This window comes from Ruminococcus sporogenes (assembly GCF_054655175.1).
The window spans coordinates 57438-79880 of the sequence record NZ_BAAHOA010000001.1 but is presented as its reverse complement, the minus strand read 5'-3'; the positions used below and the strand labels follow the sequence as shown (position 1 = coordinate 79880).

At 34.1% G+C, this 22443-nt stretch carries 23 protein-coding genes; 6 read left to right on the top strand and 17 right to left on the bottom strand.

Going from position 1 to position 22443, the window contains the following annotated elements; genetic code table 11:
• Positions 1-20: 20 nt before the first annotated feature.
• The 3 genes from ACYQ0N_RS00395 to ACYQ0N_RS00385 all read left to right on the top strand — a co-directional run bounded on the left by ACYQ0N_RS00395 (position 21) and on the right by ACYQ0N_RS00385 (position 1359).
• Positions 21-578, top strand: a complete 558-nt coding sequence (locus ACYQ0N_RS00395; RefSeq protein WP_460161576.1) for a DUF305 domain-containing protein — start codon at positions 21-23, stop codon at positions 576-578.
• A gap of 65 nt (positions 579-643) precedes the next feature.
• Positions 644-841 (top strand): hypothetical protein, encoded by a 198-nt coding sequence (locus ACYQ0N_RS00390; protein WP_460161575.1) that lies wholly within the window; start codon positions 644-646, stop codon positions 839-841.
• 188 nt (positions 842-1029) lie between these two features.
• Positions 1030-1359 (top strand): helix-turn-helix domain-containing protein, encoded by a 330-nt coding sequence (locus tag ACYQ0N_RS00385; protein ID WP_177532989.1) that lies wholly within the window; start codon positions 1030-1032, stop codon positions 1357-1359.
• Between the two features lie 533 nt (positions 1360-1892).
• Here the strand turns inward: ACYQ0N_RS00385 and ACYQ0N_RS00380 are convergent.
• The 5 genes from ACYQ0N_RS00380 to ACYQ0N_RS00360 all read right to left on the bottom strand — a co-directional run bounded on the left by ACYQ0N_RS00380 (position 1893) and on the right by ACYQ0N_RS00360 (position 7102).
• A complete protein-coding gene (locus ACYQ0N_RS00380; RefSeq protein ID WP_177532988.1) occupies positions 1893-2288 on the bottom strand; it encodes a hypothetical protein in 396 nt (131 codons plus the stop codon).
• A gap of 37 nt (positions 2289-2325) precedes the next feature.
• The gene (locus ACYQ0N_RS00375) at positions 2326-3936 is read right to left on the bottom strand and encodes a DEAD/DEAH box helicase (protein WP_460161574.1); all 1611 of its coding nucleotides are present in this window, start codon (positions 3934-3936) and stop codon (positions 2326-2328) included.
• Positions 3933-4871: a Hachiman antiphage defense system protein HamA gene (locus ACYQ0N_RS00370; protein WP_177532985.1), complete on the bottom strand. Its 939-nt coding sequence runs from the start codon at positions 4869-4871 to the stop codon at positions 3933-3935. The genes ACYQ0N_RS00375 and ACYQ0N_RS00370 overlap by 4 nt, the downstream gene beginning before the upstream one ends.
• A gap of 306 nt (positions 4872-5177) precedes the next feature.
• Positions 5178-5822, bottom strand: a complete 645-nt coding sequence (locus tag ACYQ0N_RS00365; RefSeq protein WP_177532984.1) for an RloB family protein — start codon at positions 5820-5822, stop codon at positions 5178-5180.
• Between the two features lie 2 nt (positions 5823-5824).
• Positions 5825-7102 carry an AAA family ATPase gene (locus tag ACYQ0N_RS00360; protein WP_177532983.1) on the bottom strand — a complete coding sequence of 426 codons (1278 nt, stop codon included), beginning with the start codon at positions 7100-7102 and terminating at the stop codon, positions 5825-5827.
• 160 nt (positions 7103-7262) lie between these two features.
• Here ACYQ0N_RS00360 and ACYQ0N_RS00355 point away from each other — a divergent pair, with 160 nt between their 5' ends.
• Positions 7263-10136 (top strand): P-loop NTPase family protein, encoded by a 2874-nt coding sequence (locus tag ACYQ0N_RS00355; protein ID WP_460161573.1) that lies wholly within the window; start codon positions 7263-7265, stop codon positions 10134-10136.
• On the opposite strand, the gene ACYQ0N_RS00350 is transcribed toward ACYQ0N_RS00355, so the two are convergent.
• A complete protein-coding gene (locus tag ACYQ0N_RS00350; protein ID WP_460161572.1) occupies positions 10128-12299 on the bottom strand; it encodes a glycosyltransferase in 2172 nt (723 codons plus the stop codon). The two genes, ACYQ0N_RS00355 and ACYQ0N_RS00350, sit on opposite strands and share 9 nt — an antisense overlap.
• Before the next feature lie 228 nt (positions 12300-12527).
• Between ACYQ0N_RS00350 and ACYQ0N_RS00345 the strand changes: the two genes are divergently transcribed.
• Positions 12528-13436, top strand: coding sequence for a tyrosine-type recombinase/integrase (locus ACYQ0N_RS00345; RefSeq protein WP_177532971.1), 909 nt, complete (start codon positions 12528-12530; stop codon positions 13434-13436).
• Positions 13437-13577: 141 nt separating this feature from the next.
• Here the strand turns inward: ACYQ0N_RS00345 and ACYQ0N_RS00340 are convergent, their stop codons facing one another.
• From ACYQ0N_RS00340 to ACYQ0N_RS00320, 5 genes are all read right to left on the bottom strand, one after another.
• Positions 13578-14867, bottom strand: a complete 1290-nt coding sequence (locus tag ACYQ0N_RS00340) for an RNA-binding domain-containing protein (RefSeq protein WP_177532970.1) — start codon at positions 14865-14867, stop codon at positions 13578-13580.
• Between the two features lie 117 nt (positions 14868-14984).
• Entirely contained in the window at positions 14985-16583 is a 1599-nt protein-coding gene (locus ACYQ0N_RS00335; protein ID WP_177532969.1) for a recombinase family protein, read from the bottom strand.
• 89 nt (positions 16584-16672) lie between these two features.
• Positions 16673-16849, bottom strand: coding sequence for a hypothetical protein (locus ACYQ0N_RS00330; protein WP_177532968.1), 177 nt, complete (start codon positions 16847-16849; stop codon positions 16673-16675).
• 6 nt (positions 16850-16855) lie between these two features.
• Complete coding sequence (locus ACYQ0N_RS00325; protein WP_177532967.1) at positions 16856-17083, bottom strand: HU family DNA-binding protein; 228 nt, start codon at positions 17081-17083, stop codon at positions 16856-16858.
• Positions 17084-17189: 106 nt separating this feature from the next.
• On the bottom strand, positions 17190-17354 hold the full coding sequence (locus tag ACYQ0N_RS00320) for a hypothetical protein (protein ID WP_177532965.1): 165 nt from the start codon (positions 17352-17354) through the stop codon (positions 17190-17192).
• Positions 17355-17376: 22 nt separating this feature from the next.
• On the opposite strand from ACYQ0N_RS00320, the gene ACYQ0N_RS00315 reads away from it, so the two are divergent.
• Entirely contained in the window at positions 17377-17832 is a 456-nt protein-coding gene (locus tag ACYQ0N_RS00315; RefSeq protein WP_177532964.1) for a hypothetical protein, read from the top strand.
• A gap of 38 nt (positions 17833-17870) precedes the next feature.
• Here ACYQ0N_RS00315 and ACYQ0N_RS00310 read toward each other — a convergent pair whose 3' ends face one another.
• The 6 genes from ACYQ0N_RS00310 to ACYQ0N_RS00285 form a co-directional block, all read right to left on the bottom strand.
• Positions 17871-18278, bottom strand: a complete 408-nt coding sequence (locus ACYQ0N_RS00310; protein ID WP_177532963.1) for a fibronectin type III domain-containing protein — start codon at positions 18276-18278, stop codon at positions 17871-17873.
• 19 nt (positions 18279-18297) lie between these two features.
• Positions 18298-18588, bottom strand: coding sequence for a leucine-rich repeat protein (locus tag ACYQ0N_RS00305; protein ID WP_177532962.1), 291 nt, complete (start codon positions 18586-18588; stop codon positions 18298-18300).
• A 26-nt stretch (positions 18589-18614) separates the two neighbouring features.
• A complete protein-coding gene (locus ACYQ0N_RS00300) occupies positions 18615-18989 on the bottom strand; it encodes a hypothetical protein (protein WP_177532961.1) in 375 nt (124 codons plus the stop codon).
• 196 nt (positions 18990-19185) lie between these two features.
• Complete coding sequence (locus ACYQ0N_RS00295; protein ID WP_460161571.1) at positions 19186-19578, bottom strand: hypothetical protein; 393 nt, start codon at positions 19576-19578, stop codon at positions 19186-19188.
• Positions 19579-19601: 23 nt separating this feature from the next.
• On the bottom strand, positions 19602-22043 hold the full coding sequence (locus tag ACYQ0N_RS00290; protein WP_460161570.1) for a hypothetical protein: 2442 nt from the start codon (positions 22041-22043) through the stop codon (positions 19602-19604).
• On the bottom strand, positions 22044-22433 hold the full coding sequence (locus ACYQ0N_RS00285) for a hypothetical protein (protein ID WP_177532958.1): 390 nt from the start codon (positions 22431-22433) through the stop codon (positions 22044-22046).
• Positions 22434-22443: the final 10 nt, after the last annotated feature.

The following is a 22443-nucleotide window of genomic DNA, read 5'->3' as shown; positions in this document are numbered from 1 at the left end:
TAAGAAAGAAGGTATAGAATATGAAGCTAAGCATAAACACAGATAAATATCTCTGTGATTTTAAAAGTATACTTGTTGAAATGATAAAAAATATGACCGATATAAAGCCTACGGAAAGTATTTCAGGGGATTTTATAGCGCAAATGATACCGCATCACCTTGCAGCGATTGAAATGTCTGAAAACCTGCTTAAATATACTATTAACTGTCCTTTGCAGAATATTGCTCTAAATATAATAGCTTCACAAAGGAAAAGCATTGAAAATATGCTTGCGTCTGAGAGTAAATGCAGACAAACGCTCAACTGCCAAAATGAACTTTCCTATTACAGATTCAATAACGACGAAATACTTAATATCATGTTCCGCAGAATGAAAACGGCATGTTCAGACAACTGCATAGACGCAAATTTCATGCGCGAAATGATACCTCATCATCAGGGGGCGATACAAATGTCTGAAAACGCTCTGAAATTCAATATATGTCCGGAGCTTAAGCCTATACTAGAGGCGATTATAGCTTCACAGAAGCGGGGCGTAAAAAAAATGAAACTCCTGCTGGCTGAAATCTCCTGCTGAACAGGATAAACGCAAGGCTTTTAAAAACAAGGAAGCTTTAAATACCGTAAGGAGGATAAAATTCAATGAAAAATAAGGAAAAACTAACCGTTTTAATACCATCAATGCTTGATTTTCACTTTCCTCTTTTAAAATATGCCTTTTTCTCCGATTCGGCTATTCAGCGAAGGCTCGACGGTATTATGCTTTCAAGCATTGATTATGATTCGGGCAGCGCAGGAGTCAATGAAGATAATCGTTTAAGAATGCTTATAGACCTATGAACAATAATAAATTACTTTGTACATTCTCCCATGCCCAAGAGGGAATTATAATCTATTAATTATATCTACAAAAACAATAAATATAATCAATAGTTTGACATAATATACCAAATATATTTGATAATTAAATATTAAACCCATAAATATGATAGAATTTTATATAGTAAATAATTCAGGAGGTCATATTTATGGCGTTTTATCAAAGATTAAAGGACTTAAAGGAAGACGCGGATTTAACTCAAGCGGAAGTTTCCGAAATAATTGAAGTTTCCGCTAATCATTACGGAAAGTACGAACGCGGAGAAACTGATATACCATTTTCAAAAGCAATTAAATTAGCCGATTATTATAACGTTTCACTGGACTATATAGCCGGAAGAACAAATGATAAGACATTTATCAGTAGTATATCTCCCTCGCTTTTTACTGAAAAATTCAGTCGGCTTAATAATAAAAACAAAGCAAGGATAGATGAAAGAATGTCTCAGATGTTAGAAGCTCAAGGAAAAAAGGAGTAGTAAATATATTTGCAAGCGTCGAATCATATCCTATGAATTTACTTTAAAGTGATTGACGTCGCAGGAAAATCAAATTAAGGAAATTCCAATACTGCACAGGGCAAAAATCTGCGCTGTATTCGGATAAGATTGCTGATATAAATATTCAGTTAATTAAGTTATGGATAGCTAACCTGATTGTATAATAATGCCCGCACTTTACAGTGTGGGTAAAAAATTTAGAATTTAACAACAAGTCCAAACACGGTTTTTCCGGGACAAAAAACGAACAAATCCGAACCGTTTGAATGGTTCGGATTTGTTCGACGTGGCTCCCCAAGTTGGACTCGAACCAACGACCCTGCGGTTAACAGCCGCATGCTCTACCGATGTAACGAATTTACACCTTAATATAAATACAGCATCTGCTTTATAATCTTGACAAAAATATATTTCTTAAATCTAATTTGCTATATCTTGGGTAAATATAAACCAAAATAAGCTTTCCACTTCTTGTGAAATGCAATTCAAATAACAGCTTCACGTAATATGTTTTATTTTTCAAATGATTTAATTGCATTTCTAAACAGTGATAATTCGTACTTGTCAAGAACCGATATTACTACGGTTGAATTTCCCCTTTGCCTTAAAAATCCAATAGCTTCTTTTGTCGAAAGATTTGATAACTGAGGAAATCTTCGTTCTAAATTTTTAATTGTATCAATTGGAAACCCGAATTCAACAAGTGATAATCCAAATTCGGTTGTAACCCCCAACTCATAGAATCTAATTATAACAGATAAATTAAAATCAGATACATCATACCCTTTTTTACTAGCAGCGCATGCATACAGCGCCTCAAATAGGCACAGCAATTTAGGAATTTCATACTCAACAATATTACGTATTTGATCAAAAGCCTGTATATATGCCCTATCAATAGTATCCATTGGATCTTTTCCTTTTCCATTTTCTCTTTCTATATGCTTAACAATATTTGTCAAGATCAACATTTAAAATAGGCTTCACGTCAAAGGTTGAAAAGTTTAACTGAAGCTGATTTTCATTGGAAATATCCTTCTGTTTTTTATCAGTATAAAATACCCTACCAATGTAATTGTGGTAATATCGTCCTGCACGACCTTTAATATTTTTCATAGTAAACGCAGACATTGAAGAATTACCTACACTGCTATTAATTATTACAACATTATGTGCATTAGTATTTACGCCTTCTATAATTGTCGAAGTACAAAAAAGAGAACTGAATTTAGCTTTATTGAACATCTTCAAAATTTCGTTTTGCACATATTTAGGAAATTTTCCGTGATGAATTCCATATCCATTTTCAAGTGCGCATACTAAACTCCAATATTGAGCGCTATTACCACGACCATCAATTTTAAACCCATACCTATTTTTTAAGTGCTCTATAAAATCATGATTTATATCTGCATTGGATTTTTCATGTAAATGGTCTATTACTTCACGAACATATCCCATTGAATGTGAAGGAGTAGAACAATAAAAAATAGTTTGACCTAATTTATTATTTTCAATAAATTTGATTATACCTAAAATTTTATCAACCGTACTCAAATTGTTTTTATTGTAAATGTTTATCGTATTCTTACCTAAAATAGGATGGTTTTGAATAACACCTTTTTTCCAAGCATCAATTTCAATTCTCATTGTAGGCTCAAAATCAATCTGCTTGATAGTAATATTATTATTCTTTATATATTTATGTAACCCAGACTTTAAATTATTTAAATTTAGATAGGGACCAGCAAGATAAAAATCCGAAACTTTTTTTGTTAACAAATAAAGAGCAATTCTAAATGCCTTTGCTCTATTCCCCTTATCTTCCTTTAATTGAACAGTAGAATCCTCATGTTCACAATCTTCATCTACAGTAAAATCTTCATCAATTTTATACACTTCATCAAAAAAGAAAAAGTCTATTTTTAAATCATCATTATCGGACAATAATTTCAGCGCTCGTTCTGGAGTAAGTATAAAAATATTCTTATCTAATGGATTTATTCCTGAATAAACATTATTTATAATATTGTATGCCACTCCTAATGATTCTATTAAATTTTTCATACTATCCGTATTTTCATTTAATAGTGCAATAGTAGGGAAAATTAAAAGTATATTTTTATAACGGTTTTGGTTTAAAAACAGAATTTCACGCAAAATAAATGTTTTTCCAAAAGATGTAGGTGCGCTCACCAGCAACCGTTTGCATTCCAAATGTTGGTAGCATTCAATAATTTCCTTCTGTCTCTTATCTAACAAATTATTAGAAAACACTTTTGAGGTATAGTAATTTTGAATTGAAGCATGTTTTATTTCGCCCAAACTTCCCATCATATTATCAGGTTTGGTTATCGAATTTTTACCATAAATATATCCAAATACCCTCAATTTTTCTGATGCTTCAAATACAACTGGCTCAATAAGACCTTTATATTCAACGTCATCACTATCAGATAAAAAACAGATCAAATCCCTCATTCGATTTTCAGACTTTACGCTTCCATCAAAATTATTTATAAGATCAATCAATTCAAATATATACTCAAGCATCATACAGTCTCTTTCTTTAAGTTAATAAACATTTTTCTAACGTATGAAACATCCTTTATTGGAAATATATAAAATCTTATTTCACATGGTAAATCTAAATTAATCTTAAAATCAGTTTCATCAAAATACTTTTGCATTTTTGTAACTATAGAATTTATTTGTTTTTCTAATTCAGCGTTCTTATATATATCGCTGGTATAGGCCAATAAACAAGGTATTTTGATTTTGACATTATTATTTTTCAACACTTTATATAATTCTTTTATTTTAATATTAATATCCCAATGATTTTTTTGAGCTTCAAAACAAACTTTATTAATAGCACTCAACAAATTGGTTAATTCAGGTGAATCAGATCTATCAGCTACGTAAAACGCCGCATTTGCAAAATATTCATGATAAAATTTTGTGTTTAGATCTTCTTTTATACCACTTTTACAATATTGCTCTGTACCAGCTTTAGCTTGTCCAAGCCACAATGTTACCTGCTGATCTTTCATTGAAAAATATAATGCATCATACCCTGTGATTTCATATTTTCTTTTTTCAACTTCTGTAAATTTGACCCTTGCAATTAGTTTTTGAGACATCGGCTCAAATACTTGAATAAGTAAATCCAAAAGTACTTCGCCTAATGTTCCGTCAGAATTTGGATTAATTCTCTGTGGTAATCGTTCAGAAAAAGCATACTTAGCTGCAACTCTCAAATCGTCTAACAAACCTATCTTATTTTTTGACACTATCTCTTCTTCTGAATATGCATAAAACACAATATTATCAACCAACAAATTGTATAGGTCATTTAATGCCGTATCAGATTTCATATGACTAAATGGGTGATAAATATACCTTTTATTTTGTAAATCATAGTCAATTACTATATTAGAGCATTGATCTTTTATAAGTTCATTGTAAATTCTGCAATATTCGTCATTCATTTGTATATCCCTTTTAAAATGAGCCAATTATTCTTTAATATAAATTACTGTGCCGATAATGCGATTATTGAATTTGCAACTCTTGGTTCATTGCCAACAATTGTTGTATAATATCTCTGTTCAATTCCCCACAAAAGCTTCTTAAGTTCATCTTCATTACTAATAGAAAAGGTGTTGTCTTTCGACTTTAAATTGCTGCTGTAGGAATAAATTTATTATATGGTAATACCCATTGGCTTTGAATTCCATATACCACCCATACCCATGACGTGGATATTAAAGTGAAAATAAACTTATTCACCATAGCTAATCCCCTAATTTTGATTTTATTTCGTTAATAAGTTCATGTACTGTAGTGCATGAAATCATTTCTGAAGGCTTATCCTTTCCATCCTTAATCTGATTTTTTAACCTTTGAATTGCAATTTTAATTGCTTTTTCTTCATTACCATATAAGCAAAGCTTACGATATATATCCATATCAGATTTTAGATATTTTTGTTCAGTTTTCTTTTCATAACAATCCTCAAAGCCATTACAACAAGAAACGGATGTTTGAAACATTGGCATCGAGCCAAAGTATGCATGAAACCATATTTCAATGCAAGGATTTGACCATCCGACATGCATACCTCTTTTTAAAGCTTCGGAAATAATATTATCAAAGTTCTTAACCTGATCTCTGTCAAATACAATCCAAACTTCACTATATTGAGGATTTAGAGCCGCAAGGCTTATAGCTTTATCTACCAAATCCACTGTTCTTGACCTAACAACTTTTATAACTAATTTTTCTTGTATGGACTGCGGAGTAGAATCACGCAATCCATACATATAATTTTGCTTTGTCTCTTTAGTATCAGTTACAATAAAATAATATCCCAATTCAGGAACACGTTTAGAAAGCTGCTCTCTGGTCTTCCTTTTTCCGTTTCTATCAGATCTACTCAAAGTTATTCCCCTTTGAACATATCTAAAGCCTTCAGCGATGGAACTGCGCCGTATTTACCTAAAAGATAATTTTTTTCGTAATTTTCATCTTTTCTAATTTTTATTCCATCTTCATCAATGAAATCCGCAAGCGAATAAAGAGTAGAGATTCCATCATCATTTTTTTCTGTGAACCATATTTCATCTCTACGCAATAAATTTCCATTTAGCTGCCACGAATCATGTGAAGTAAATACAAGCTGAGCATGATTAACATTAATCTCAGGATTTAAAAATGTAATGATAAAACTACGCACTAGCAATGGGTGAAGCCTTGCATTCAATTCATCAATAAAAAGAACACTTCCGGTTTCTAATGCCTCATGAAGTACAGGATATAATGAGAACATTTTTAATGTACCTGCTGATTCTTCGTGTAATGGAATAACAGCAGTTGCATTTGAATTGATAACTTTATGAACGGCTTCTATCTTGAAGTTATCATCATCTTCATCCTTATCTCCAGGGACTTTTTCAATGTTAAAGTCAACAATAGAATTATCAAAAGAAGATAAATATTTAACTACATTCTGTCTAACATTTGGGTCGCTATCAAACCCATCCGGAATAAGACGTGACATAATCAAATTCTCAAATGGTTCTCCAAAATCAGCAAAATTCAAATTAACAAACCAATCTCGAACAAATTTCAACTTGGTTATCTTTAATTTAGCGCCTAAAGAAACAATAAGTGTTTCCTTTTCTAAAGAAACTTCAATATTTTCTCTGCTTTTTGCCGGCAAACCTGATAGATCAAGTTCATTTTCCTGTGCATTCCTGTAAAATAACGATTTATATTTACCTCTTGAAGATTTGGAAGCATAATTTAACCATTCTTCAACTACCCCTTCTTGATTCAAAACAAACCCATAATTATATGTTTTAGCGCCATGTTCCTCACTATCAATAAAAAACACTTCAAAACTTGATTCTGCATTTGCGCTATTGTTATCAAATAAAAATGGCATTGGTTTTAACAATCGTACTTTATTTTTCTTATCTAAAGAATCTCCACCAAAAGCAAAAGACTGAACTACATATTCTGCCATAAATCTAAAAGCTTCTTGAACATTCGATTTGCCGCTTGCATTTGCTCCAAATATTGCTGCAACAGGTAAAACTTTTTCGTTTCCTATCCCAACTACTCTATCTGAGAACTCTGTTATCTTAGTTGCACTTAAATCTAATGTCGCATCATCTCTAAATGACTTGTAATTCTTAAAATTAAACTGTAATAGCATACTCATTCCTCCTATTGCTTACTTATATTATACTCATCTTTTCCAAAAATTCAACCCCTAAATGAGATTTTTTCTCATTTAGGGGTTGAATTTTATATGAACACCAGATAACTCTTTATTATCATACTTCAATTTAAAAACTTAAAAAGGATTAACTATCATGTCATTTGATTCTCATAAGTATGCTAGAGCATTTGAACATTTAGCATGTAAAATTATTGAAGAAGAATTAACCGAAAGCATCTGTGCTTCTGGAATAACACAAAAAACGAGAGACGAAGGTATAGATTCTATAATTTATACAAGCGATAATTTTATCACTATTGAAGCAAAATTAAGGCAAACATTTAGCTCTTTGGGGTTAAAAGATGTTGCATCATCTGTAATTTTTTATCTTTTAAGATTAAATGACCAGCACTATATAGTAACAAATGCATATCTAACTGCAGATACAATTAATATTCTTGACAAGCTTAATACAAAGAAAAATTGTGCCATTCATTATATTGACGGTGATAGTACAATAAATGCGTTGAAAAAGCTTATGGATAAATTAGATTCCGAGGAAAAAGAACTGGCACAAATTTTACTATCAGAGTTTAAAAATTGTAAGAAAATAAGAAAAAATCGTTCATCTAAAAAAATAATAAAGCAACCGATTAAACTACTAGATACTCAAAAAGCTTTTTTAAATTTACTATTTAATGATATTCTCAATAACAAAAAGTGCATTATTATCTCAGGTAAAATTGGAACTGGGAAAAGCACATTGGCTCATATCACAGACAATCAGATGGCTGAAAAATACAGCACAATCTTTATTGACTGTCAACAATATAATACTATTGAATCTTTTATATATCAAATCTCTAATATACAAATTGGAATAAATATTAACGAACTAATACAAGAATACATTCATATCAACGAATCTAATAGTGCTAATATATTACAACAGTGCGATTTTTCAAAAGTTTTAACTCAGGTATTTAGTTTAAATCCATATTCTGATAATATTTTCTTTATCGCCCAAGAATATATTGATAATATATTCTTGAGATTTAATGTTCATAATGTTTGTATAATAATTGATAATTACTCTGCTGCTTCGCCAGAGCTTGATAAATTTATATCTAAATATATTTTAAAGTCAATGGATAATATAAAGTTTATTATTGTAAGAGACCTTGATGGTCATAATATCTCTAGCACTGAACTTGAAAAGATAAAACGCATTCCAGTGAATCAAAACTTGTTTAATGAATACACTATCAATGAACTTACTAATACAGAGGCTTCAATATTCATTGATTTGCTTTGTCATAACATATCCGATATATGCAAAAAGAATATATATAGTTACTTTGGCGGTAACATGCTTTTAATTAAACTTGCTGTTGAAGAAATGAAAGCAAGAAACAATTTTGATTCAACTAGAATACGTCCATTTGATTGCGAGAAGATTTACAAAATCAAATTAGCAGAATATATTAGGGAAAATGAAATATATTTAAAAGTATTTTTCATCTGTTGGATTTTTAATTCGCAATTACCGCAAAAATTTATTCCGCTGATAGGCGATATAAGTGTTTATAATTTGTTGAAAGCAACTGGTTTTTTTAGTGAAAGCCGCTATGAATTAAAAATCTGTAACGAATGTGCCTATCGTGTGATTTCGGAATATTATATTACCCATAGAGCGTGGTTATTTGCAAAAATACCCGATGATTTTATCGCTGCAATATATAATTATGAATTGAACCCAATTACAAAAGTTAGAATCGATTATTTTTCAAAAACAAGCAATTTTGAAAATACTGTTAGAAAAACAATTCCTGTATTTGAAAACAAAATGGAATATAGCAATATTATCGAAACCAGGGTATTGTTTTATTTATCGGTTTATAATGATTCAATTAATGAAATCAAAAAAATTGAGGCTGCTTCCGATTTGCTTTATGAAATGATAGACTATGATTACCGTTGTACACCTTTAAATATAGAAGATTTACAAATCACAGATATATTGGAAGAATATTTTTGTTTCTTGGAGGCTACATATGCTTTTAACGAATTAAGCGTAAAAGAAAAATCTATTATTTCAACTTCTAGAATCAAATATGCTCTTTTTAATTATTTTCGTTATAAGCGCGATGGCAAATTCCAAAAAGCAAATGATACTTTACATTTGCCTGAATACTATATCAACAACTGCAACGATGAAATCCTATTAATGAAATTAATCAGATTTCGCGCTATTTGCCGAAAAGAATTAGGGGATAAAGAAGGATTTTATAACATATTACTTGAAGGTGTTTCTAAATACCCATATAATGATTATTTGAAATCAGTATACTATGCAAATTTAGCAGCTGATATAAATAAAAAAACATATAGGGAAGCATTTGATATAATTGAAAATATAGCCTTGCCCTCGGCGAAAGTTACAGATAAATATCTTCATTTGTGGTTGTTAAATGATCGTTTGATATATGGAATTCAAACGGGAAAACTTACTGAAAAAGAAATCTGTGACGCATATAACTCCATAATGTTCATATCAGAACATCTTTGTTCTGAAACAGATAAGGCTAGGGTAAATAACACTTTCGGCGCTTTTCATCTAAAGTATAATAAAGATGCTGAAACTGCATGTAAATATTTCAAGAATTCAGTATATTTAATTTCTAAGTACGAAAACAACAATATAATGTTTTATTTTGCAGTTAATTATCTTCAGATAATTCCTAAAGAAAGCAAGGATGAATTTAATGAAATCTCTGTAATGCTTATGAAATGGTGTGCTAAAAATATTGAGTACATTTCCAAAAAAATTGCAGAGCTATCTCAAAAGGAAAGAAGTGGGAGCAAAATAATCATGGCTTTTTATTCCTTTGCTGATGTTTTAAAACTAAGAAACATATCACAATATAATATACTATTCCAAATGAAAGAGTTGAAGGATATTCTTTCAAATAGAGTTGTTATGAACAATACATTTTATTTTGATGAAATTCCTATAATCTTATTTTAAGTAATTCAGTAAATCAATAATTTTATCCTTATCATCATTCTTTAAAGAATACAATATACCATACATTACTTCTTCCATCTTTAGGTATACATACCATGCTGCAATACTCTTCCTTATATTATTGCTGAATTCCATAACTCCCTTGTAACTTGGATTCAGCTTTAACAAGCGTAATACAAGTGCAATGTTGTGTCCATACTCTGATGTTGAACATTGAAATACACCATATAGTTTAGAATTATGTATATTTTCTTCAGAATCAATAAGTGGTGTTATCCCAAGAATATTTTTCTCTCGTCTGTCATTGTATGACTTTAAAGCATTCAAAACTACTAGCATATCGTCTTCAAGTGATTGGCTGATACATTCGCTGTAATAATTTATGTTGTGATGAAGAATTGATATTTTATGTGATAATGATGGTTCTGAATTTATTCCTGAAAGACTGCTGTTAAAAACTGTATTCATTATATTTGCAAGATTTTTAAAATCGAGATGTTGCTTTGTTGGCTCTTCACATATTATTGATATTTTGTTTTCTAAACTGTAATAATCAAGATTTTGAAAAGCATCAATGCTCTGAAATTTTGATAGAGCTAATATTTTATCAGTGGAAGATATTAGATATGGTTCAGAATTATTTAAAAATTTACATGGATTTAATGTTGTAAGCCATACATCAGCTCGATATATTTTATCATTTAGCTTAAATAGTATAACAATAGAATTAGCAGAATTATATTTTTGAATTAAGCTGTGTGGTGAACCATTGCAAAAGTCTTGAATTGTTTGGTCAACAGTGAATTGTTCAGGTATATTTTGATATTCGAGAACTAAATTTTTTTCTTGCTTATACTCCAAATAAATAGGAACATCATTTTTTAATATTCCTTTATATAAATCAAAATGTATTTTTAAAAAGTTTATACTGTCAGAAACATGATCGTATGTTTTTTTAGCGTTTTTGCTTAACAAATCCGACAGGTAGGGATTATCCACAAAATGTGACATTCTGATTTTAAGAAGTACTGTATTCCCATATTCAACCGTGAATCCGTTATACCAGTTATAAATATAGTTTTGTGCATATCCATAAGGAGAAGCAATAACAGGTGTTGAACAGGCCATCGCTTCCAGAACCATTAGTCCTCCAGATTCATATTTTGAATGAGTGACCAAAACCATAGATTTTGTTAACAAACAACTTAAATCAGCCGGTGAGAGTGTTCCCCACCAAACTAGCTTTTGTTGTTTTTCATAGTTATCTATGCATATTCCTTCGTTAATTAACAGTTGACGCATTGTCGCAATTTGTGTTGGTGTTCCCCCGACTATCCACAGTGGTGGAGTATTATTACCATACTCATCATATAACATATCCCATGCAATAATAATTTCAGGTATACCTTTATCAACATGAAGACGACCATAATAAAGAAAAGGTCCGCCTACCCACCATGTTTCTAAATAGTCGTTACTAAATTCAATCGGTAAATAACTGCCTGTATTCTTTTGTGTAATACTATATGTCAATATTCGGCTATGTCTATCATGAGTCGGATAACAAAATTCCCTTGCTATAGGAAGACTTGTTAAGATAAGTTTATCACTATTAATATTATACAATTCGTGAATTTCTTTTTGCTCAGCAAAACTTGAGCATATTAAATATTTAGCGTTATAAAATATTTCTTGCTCGGTGGAGATTCTATAATCCAGATTATTTTGTTTGGAATTAACTAATTTTTTCTTTTTGCCGTTTGATTGAATCGTATGAATATAATATGTGTCATATTCACGGGATAATACTAATGCAGCTATTCCAGACTGCCAATAGCTACTATGAATAATAAAATCATTCAAATTGTATTTTGAAATTATTTTTCGTATTTCTTCCAGTGCTTCTTGGATATGATTTTGAAGTGTATCTTTATCATTGATAGAATCACCTAATACAATTCTTTCAATATAACAAGTATCCGATATCTTTTCTTGTGATTTAATGTTATTGTATTTTTTGCGAGTAACATACACACAGAAAATATCTTTATTATCGGCAATTCCTTTAAGTAAGCCTCTCGAATATGTGTTTCCTCCGCCGAATTCATTTGCTCCAGACGGCATAGTAGCATCACAATGTAAATCAATAAATAAAAGTTGCATTTTTTACACCTACTTTTTATGTATGGATAATAAAGAGTTATCTGGTGTTCAAATTTCTTTTAATAACATTATACAACAGAATCTAATATTTTGCAACAATTTTTGGCAAAAATACACCCGTTTTAACGAAATATTTTACTAATCTCATTTACTCCACTTAGTGCAAATCGACAAAACAAGTGATACAATATATAATTAAACCATCACTTGTAAGGAGGAACATTACATATGTTCAATTTATCTGCCCAAATAACAGCATTTTTAGGCTATTGCCAAAACAGAAAATCACTTAATGTCAAAACAATAAATGCTTATTCAATTGATTTAAAGCAATTTGCATTACACGCACAAAATGAATTTAATAAAGAAGTTCTCTGCAATTACCTTGTGTTTTTACATAGCACATACAAGCCTAAAACAGTTAAGCGGAAAATCGCAACGCTTAAAGCCTTAACTCATTATCTGATGATTGAAGATATTATAGATACCAATCCGTTCAGCAAAATAGAAACAGCATTCAGAGAACCTATTCTTCTTCCCAAAACCATTCCAATCAGCATAATAAAAGATATTTTAGCCGCAGCATATACAGCGTTTTCATCTGCTTCTTCAGAATACAGCAAAAAAACCGCTGCACGGGATATTGCAGTATTAGAGTTACTTTTTGCTACAGGAGCAAGGGTTTCCGAGATATGCTCATTAAAATCAACATCAATCAGCTTAACCGATTATATAATAAAATTTTACGGCAAAGGCTCTAAAGAACGAATAATACAAATTGAAAATGTAAATGTGCGAAGTGCTGTAGACAATTACCGCAAAATGTTCGAAGAAGAAATAAATTCTACCGGATATTTCTTCGTAAACAGATTACATAAGCGTCTTACGGAACAATCTGTAAGAGCTATGATAAATAAATATGCTGCTATAGCTAACAGCGGAATGCATATTACTCCCCATATGTTCCGTCATTCTTTTGCAACCCTATTGCTTGAGGAAGATGTGGATATACGTTACATACAACGACTTCTGGGACATAGTTCAATTACTACAACGCAAATTTACACTCACGTTGCTATGTCAAAGCAAAAAGAGATTCTCTCAACAAAGCATCCTCGGAATAAAATCAACATATAACCAATTTATATATATCACATTTTTCGATAAAAAGCAATACAAATCCGACAAATGGGCATTTTTTCGGCACGAAATGCATATAAAAACGCTCACAGCTATAATGCCATGAGCGTTCAGCTAATAATTTCAACTTTCAGCGTTTCATTTGATGTATGACACATTCTTTCCGCTGCCGACCTTTTTAATCTTGTTTTCATCAACCATTTTTCTAAGAATTCTTGCTGCGCTTGCTTGTGAAATATCCAGCAGATTTTCAACTTCTTTCCTGTTAACGAACTTCTTTTCCGAAACAAGACGCATGATTTTTTCTTCATTGGAAAAAGCTTTTTCAGATGAACTGTTATTATCGCTTTTATTTGGCAGAATAATTTTAAATGCATTATCCGTAACAATAATTTCAGGTGTCTGCGAATACTCTGCGTAACACCGCATAATCTTTGGTATGCCTGTTCCGAAGGCTTCAATAAGATTCAGACGGTAAAACACATTTGCTAAATTTTCATTTCTTTGAATTGAAACGCCCAGCAGCATATCTTCATAGGAAATTCCTTTTACGAGTCCTCCTATTGATACAAACTCAATTCTATCATCAAAAATACTTATTAAAATACTTCCACTGAAAGCATAATCACGATGAACAACCGCATTTAGCAGCGCCTCTCTGATTGCTTCCATAGGATAATCCCGTATATCAATTCTGTGAATATCCTTGAACTCCGAGCGTGTTCGGTTATAGCGGTTTATATATTCGTAGGCGTCGTTAATCTGCTTTAAAATCGAGCCCGTAAACTCTGCTCTGTCTTTGAAATTCATCTTTTCTTTTCCGTCAAAAACCGCGGCTTTAATTGAATGTGAGCATTGCTCCGACAGAAGCTGAGCAAGATTGGTAAACATTCCATCCTCATTGATAAGCTTCAGCGACTTTTTCTGATTATCTCCAAATTCCACATTGGCATGTTCAAATTCTTTCTGAGCATACTCAAAGGTTAAATTCTGATTGGTACAGCGGATTTCCTCATACTTATCCCCGTCTGTGTCTTTTATCATTTTAAGAATAGCAGTTTCTGTTGCAGGAACGGACGAAGCTCCCTGACGAACGTACACACCGCTTGGACGTATTCCTTTACTTTCAAGATAATACGGACTTGCCGTTCCTTTCTGAATATTCAGCACAACAACATCCTTATCATCAATCTTATCAATCTGATAAGAAACAAACATAGTAACATCGGGACGTATAGAATCACGAACGGCGTTTGAAGCCTTCAGCACAACTTCATCGGCGTCAGACACACCGACAGCCTCTCCGTTATCGGCAATTCCTATATAAATCCGTCCCCCGGCCGTATTTGCAAAGGCAATTACCGTCTTTTTAATATCGTCAATATATTCTCTTTTAAATTCGGTAGTTTGATTTTCCGTTAAATTCATAGCTCTCACCTCATATGTATTATGTGCTCTTTCTTATCATTATAATCATTCTTATCACAATTGTCAAGCATGATAAAAAGAAAACAGACAGTAACCGTAATTACTGCCTGCTTTGCCTTAAATATCAACTGCACTTTGCAAATTGTTCCACCCCTCGCAGAACTGCTCATAGTCCATATTCACCTCCAGATGTATCTTATACCACTTGCTAATTTCAATTCTGCTGACAAGCTGTGAAATAATCATCTTTTTACGCTCTGTGGAAGCAAGCATAAATTCATTTGCCCAGCCGGTAAATCTTTCGTATGACGGCTTCACCTTTTCCATTGAAGCTTTCTTGTTCGCCATTTCATTCTGCAAAGCTTCAAGCTGTAACTTTCTGTCCTCAAGCTTCTGATTTAAAGCGTTTATAGCCGCCGATAACTGTTCGGGAGAATAAACGCTGTCCCCAGTCAGACTGTCGGCAATCTCAGCATTCAGCTTTTCAAGCTGATTTGTGTATTTCCGCAGCTCCATATTTATTTTTGTCTGCTTTGCTTTACAGCCTGCAATTTCCTTGTCAAATTTTCTTTTCAGCACCATTTCATCGGGAGCGCCCGTTATTTTTCCGAATATGTCCATCATTACCCCGCATACCGCTGCGTCAACTTTTTTAGCTGTGTATGTAGATTGCCCGTCGCATTGGCACAGCTTCCTGCTTTTATGATAACAAATATATCTGAGGTACTCACCCGTCCTGACCGTTCCGTCAGCTCTTGTATAGGTATCATGGTATACATTTGAAGTCAGTCTGCCTCCGCAATGGGCACAGAACATAATACCCGACAGCATAGTCTGACTTTTTGTTGTCATCGCAATACGGCGTTCATCATCATTTTTCTTTGCTCGCTGGTCAAGTATATACTGTGCCTGTTCAAAAAGTTCCTTATCTACTATTTGCAACTCTCTCATATGCGGAGAGACCGCTTCACCTGATACAATGTAACCGCAAAAAAGTTTATTACGAAGTATGCGGATTATGGTGTTACTTTGAAACTTAGATCCATTATGAGTACGCACACCGTTATTGTTCAGAAAACTTGCAACCCTATATGATCCGTAACCGTCCTTTACTGTTTTTTCAAACACCTGCACAACCCATTCGGCTTCAACAGGATTAACAGCCAAATCGTATATTTCCTTTCCCCTCTTATTAAGCCGTCCCCGCTTTTCAAGCTGATATCCAAAGGGTACGGGACCGCCTGTGTAGCTTCCCTCCGCGGTAAGCTGCTGCATACGGGTTTTAATTCGCATTGAGGTTTTCTCCGATTCACCCGAAGCCTGCCAAAATCGAATATAATTCATCAGCTTATCAACGCGGTTCTCAAACCTTTGCTCTCCCTCCTGAACGCTCCATACTTTTATACCATGCTTTACAAACCACTCCACCACAAAGGGCGTTTCATCGTCAATACGTCCGATACGGTCAAGCATAAATACAAGCAATATCTGGAGCTCTCCCTTGAGAGCAGCATTTTTCAAATCCTGAATAGCGTCACGGTCATTAGCCGACACCTTAAACCCTGATACCCCCTTTTCAAGGAACTCTTTTCCGATAGTCCAGCCCATACGCTCCGCAAAATCTCTGCAAGCCTCTCTCTGCATTGGTATATCGTCCTTCTGCTTATCAACCTGCTTCTTGGTTGAAACCCTATATAATGTATAAGCTGTATCCATAATTGACCTCCTCAAAAGCTTCACTTCATCGCTTTAAAGCATTATATCAGAATGTTTATCCTTTGTCAAGAGAAATTGAAAAAATAATTTTATGCTGCTTTTAAATCATCTGATGTATTGTTATCGGCAGTCATTTCAATATTAACCCTATCACAATAGCTTTCAATTAAGAGCCATTTTATTTTTTCGGGCAGCTCAACAGACTTTTCTTTAAAGGAAATTGTAATCTCGCATCCGCCATATTTTTTGATTATCTTCTTTTCCACTATATATCATCCTCCTTGACTATTAACAACGTCTTTTAAAACTTGTCCTGCCTCAAAAACAGGAGTACGTTTTCCTTTGAGGTCCGTAACTACCGTAAATGTTCCAAATCCGCCGATTTCAACCTCATCATTTTGCAGCAGTACAATGCGTATGGTGTCCATTACACCGTTTACATATTTATATGCTGTTTCATGGCTCAAGCCTTTTCTTTTTGCGACCTCATCAAAAATCATTCTTGTCACCCCTCTTTGCAGCAACAAGCAAAGCAGTTGTAAATAAACCGACAGTACCTCCGATTACTAATCCTGCAATAAACTGTAACATATAATAACCTCCGTTTCAAATAGCTTTTCTTTTTACAGAACGCTGATTGGTGGCGAGTTTGTCAAGGCGCTCCTGTATTTTTCTGATTTCGCCAGCATTCTCTTTGTATAACTGTTTCTTTTCTTCGGCAGAGCCGTGAGCCAATATGTCTGCGAGATATTCTACATAATCTTTTTTCATAAGGCCTCAACAAACAGGGGATGTGGCTGCTCCCAATGATTATGGGGTTCATTCCATTGGTGAGCTTGAGGGCAAAATAGAACGGCTTAAAACCGATTATGAAAATGAATTAAACCGTCTTATAGTCAGACAGGAAAAGCTCAAGGGACTTGCGGAACAAGCGAGGGAATATTTTTCTCTTGCAGACAAGGGTTCGCTATCTCCTTCCGAGAATTTAAAGCTGAATATTTGCAGGCAGTCTATGATTAACAATAACATTAACGGGCATGAGGATTTTGAACATCTGAACGCTCTGCAAAAGGAAACGGACAAAAAAATTGCAACTCTCAAAAACAGCTTTGAGAACTGCAAACAGTTGTATGAGGTTTATGCTGATATTGCCAAAACCTATAATGAGATTTCTAAGGGGAATTATGTTTCTAAGCTTGTGGAGGAAGAGAGAAAAAAGAGGGTGAAAAGCATAGAATGTAAAAGATAATTATAGTAGAAAAGGCAGTATCTCACTGCCTTTTCTATTTAGATTTTCACCTTAACATCGTCTGACCTGGTTACTTCAATTGTATAGTATTCAGGATATATAATATATTCATCGGATACTTCATCTTCAACCGCCTTTATATTTGCCGTTGCTTTAACTGCAAATACATATTCCTTGTTATTCTTAAGTTTGTTTATTCTGCATTTTGACGATGTCGTCTTTTTCAGCAGCTTATAGCTTCCGTCGCTCATCTTCTGATATACCTCATAGTATGAAGCTTCCGGTATTTTCTCCCATTCCAGCCTGCATGAAGTATCAGATAAATAATTAACAGTTACATCCGGCTTTACATAGCTGTACAGCTTAATATTTTCCATAACCTTACCACTGCTGAAATATCCGAAAGCGTCATTGCTGATTTCAATTTCAAACGAGGGTAACGTCAATTCGCTGATACCTGAACCTTTAAAGAATTCTTCCTATCTTTCTTAGTTTTGAATCTTCAGGTATATACACTTCTTTTAATTTATGACAATTTGTAAATGTTCCATGCAATACTTCTACCTTTGACGGAATACTGTTTACCTTTTCCAAAGCGTCCATTGTAGCAAACGAATAGCTTTGTATTTCCTTCACACTGTCGTGGATTATTAATTCTTTAATATTATCACAGTATGCTATCGCATGGTCTCCTATAACTTCAGTCCCATCAGGAATAACATACGATGTTCTCTCATCGTACTGAGTATAGGACATAAGTATCTTTCCGTCCTTGCTGAATACTACTTATCTACAAGCTTCATGTATTTATTCTTAGGATTCAGGTCGAATTCCTTAATACCGCAGCTTCCGCTTATTGAAGTAACATACCTTTTACCGTATTTTTTATCGGTTAAGCTGTCAGGTACCTTCTCTCTGCCTTGGCTGTAATCAAATTTACATTCCAGTGTAATCTCACCGTTTTTTTCACTATTATAGAAATACCAGCTATCATTATAAGGATCTATCTCGTATTTTTCTGAACAATACACATCGTATGTATTATCTTCATAATAAATTTCCGAGCCTATAAACTCATACGCATATGCTATTATTCCGCCAAACGCCACAATACTCAATATAACTGCCGCCAACACTACTGCTGATAAACGTTTCATTTATTTCCCTCCGTTTAATTGGCTTATAATATACAGCTTATTTAAATACTAATTTAAATAAATTCTTAAAAAGTATAGAACTGATAAATTAATATTTTTCATGACGCAGCACAGTGCATTCATCAAAGCCATCAAATCTGAATGTTAACATTTCATATTCATTTCCGGGTTCAAGTTTAAAAGATATTACAACAGGTCACCTAAAATATGTATCCTCCTTTTCCAATTCAGCAGATATCTCATCACGAAAGCATTCAAACCATTCGTCGGCAATATCTTTCAAAAATTCTGCATCAGATTTACCTGAAACATTATACTTGTTTTCAAACCATGTACTGTTCTTATAAATGATAGATATACTGCCTCTGAAAACGCTTACAACCTCCAAATCATTTCCGAATTTTTCATTAAAATTCGACATTGAATTTGGAAAACGAATCTCCCAAGCAGCTAATGCTGCGTTATTTTCACGTTTCCAGAAGCGCCCCGACGCTTTATTGATTCCATACAACAGCGAGCCGGTAATCAAAAGAAATATTAGTAAGACTATCAGTATCTTGCGTTTGCTTTTTATAACTCTGTTTTTCATAAACACAGCTTCCCTTGTTATGATTATAGCAGCACGGTGTTATTTGTTAAACCGTCATTATACCAATCATCATATTTTATAATCAATTCTTTTCCCCATGAAGAAATGTGAAATATTTTTTCTCCTGTCACATCATCTCTTTCAATTCCTGTTATAGTTACCCAATGATAACTTACGCCTGAATCATATACAGTCATGTTCGTATTATAAAATGGAATTGTTGTAAACATCTCAATAAACATTGGCACGGGGTAGCCGTTTTCAATTCTATTTTCTATTTTTTTAAACAGTTTGTCAGGGTCAGAAAATACGGCATTTGCTGTATAAGGCAATATGTGCGAATTATTTAAATTGAGCAACATATGTGTGTTAAATGCCTTATAATACATAGACGGAGTGGTGCCCCATGTTCCGGTTCCTTCAGACATAAACCCCGGTACTTTAATTGGCATCAAAGTCTTACTGTATATTGTATCAATGTATGCCATATAATCAACTTGAGAAATAGTTCCAGTTGTGTTAAGAGAAGTAATTCCGGGACATTTACCGCTTCGATCAAGATAAGCAAGGACATCACAAAATGAGATAAGGCCGCACCCGCCATTGTAGATTACATTATTGAATGCTGAACTTTGAGGACCATACCAACTTTGATTACCTCCATAAGCCTGATTCCCATCAGTTTCCATAATGGGTACAAAGTCAGGCTGTAATGAATACTTGAATACATCACATTTTAATGGTCTCGGGTCATTGGTTTTGCCATCACCATTAATATCTTTAGCTCCGTCTACATATCCGTCACCATCGCCGTCCTCGCTTGTCGGATCCGACTTAATCGGAAGTACCCTGATAATATCAAGCTGCCTCAGCACGCTTTCATCGGAGCTTTTCTTAAATCTTTCCAGCCCCGACTGCACGTAAGTGTTCCCCGCCTTAACGCACTCGTTAAAGCTCGGCAGTTCGACAGTTCCGTCCGCGTTCACAGTAACAAGCCTGCTTCCGTCGCTGCCTGCCGCTTCAAAATATATTTCGTCTGCGTCGGAAATACCATCCTTGTCATAGTCCTGCCCGCTGTTCGCTGAAATCTCCCCGAAGTCATCCGGCAGCTTCGTCAGCCCTGCAGACGATATTATCTGTAGCGGTTCGACCGATTCATCAAATAACTGATTGACTACAAAATCGCAGAAATAAAAGCCGCTTGCAATGTCGAGCTGACGGCACGGCAATCCGTTTGCCATTGATATATACTTGTTCTTATTTTCATTATTATTATCATATATAAATTGCAGCTTTACGCCGGCATTTTGTATTTCAGTCACAGAGCCTATTGGAAGCGTGCATTCAGGATAACAAAATTCATCAATTACAAAGCAATATTGTGAGCTGTTTTCACGAAATTCACCAAGCAGATTCTTATAGATATAATTCATTGACCTGTAAAATTCATAGTATTTTGTATCCGCCTTTGTTCCGGGCGCGCGTTTTATTATTGCCTCGGAATCCTCGGTGTTTTCAGCGTAATTCGTATTATTGTTTAAATTGGGTATAGGCGTTCCCAAATAGCTTATATAATATATTCTCGTATTAATATTTCTTTGCTTTGATTCAGTGAATATTTTTTCTGAGGTATTCAGCAAATCTGTTTTTGTATTGCTGAGGAATCCATTACTGGTATAAATAACGAACACAATATCCAAATCGCTTCCCTTTGGAACCGAACTCAGCATATCCTCAGAATTATTCAATGACATTGTCCGCGCCTGCGGTTTTTTTTCCTGCGGTTTGATTTCAAGACTGTCAAGCCAAATTTCCATATCAACAAGGCAGTATGTGCCAAGCTCGCCGGTATTGGCGTAAACCCTGTTGTTTGCAGTATCGTGAAACGTTTCGATCGGCAGAAGCATGTTGCTTTCTTCAAAATATCTGAAAACATTAAAGCGCTTGATTCCTGCAAATTCGTCCGATATGCCCGCATATTTTCCGTTTGTATTAGCCGCTGCGCTTTCGTCAAGGGCAAAGTTTACCGTTACGCTGTCTATTTTAAGATTTTCCGGATACTCAAATTCCGGCGCTGTTCCAAGTATGGCTTCGTTTCTCATGGCATACGAATAGCCGCTGACTCCGGCCTCAAGGTTGTTTGTCAGCACTCCGGCTGCCTTTACTTCAAGGGAAACCTTATACGGATTATCCTCCGTATTGATAAACGTAAACGCAGGGTCGTCCGGCTCTATTGTCTGCTCAAAGGTTCTTTCGTTATCAGGAATACCGTTTGTTGCGGCGGCATTTGGATTTAATCCTAAAGCAATTTCATCTCCGTCAGAAACTTCATCGCCGTCCGTATCAGGATTTACCGGGTCTGTGCAGTAATAGTAAAGCTCGTATACGTCGGGAAGTCCGTCCTCGTCGGTATCTGTCGTATCGTTCCAGTCGATTTCTTCTTCCGTTTTTGCCAACGTCAGCATTTAGCTTTCGGCAGTCTGTTCTTCGAATGTTTCTCTTATTTTAAAGTACAAGGTTTCAAACTCGGCAGGAGCATATGTATAGCTTTCAGCATTTTCAAGCACATCAATTACATTGAAGCTTTCTCCGTCCTCCGACGTTAAAATTTCAAATGTCCCGGTCGGTTCAGTTGTTTTCCATGTCAGATATATATTTCCGCCTTCAATATCATACTCCGCCTCTGCTGTTATGAATTTCAGCTCATCAGGCTCAACCGGAGGATCGGTTTTCTCTCCCTCTCCGATTATTACGGCAGTCAGTGTAAAGTTGCTGAGAACGGCTTCTGTATTATCTTTTGTACCTACAAAGCCTATCGTTGTTGAAGCGTTAGACTGAATCGGATTTGTCCACATCTGACTTGCA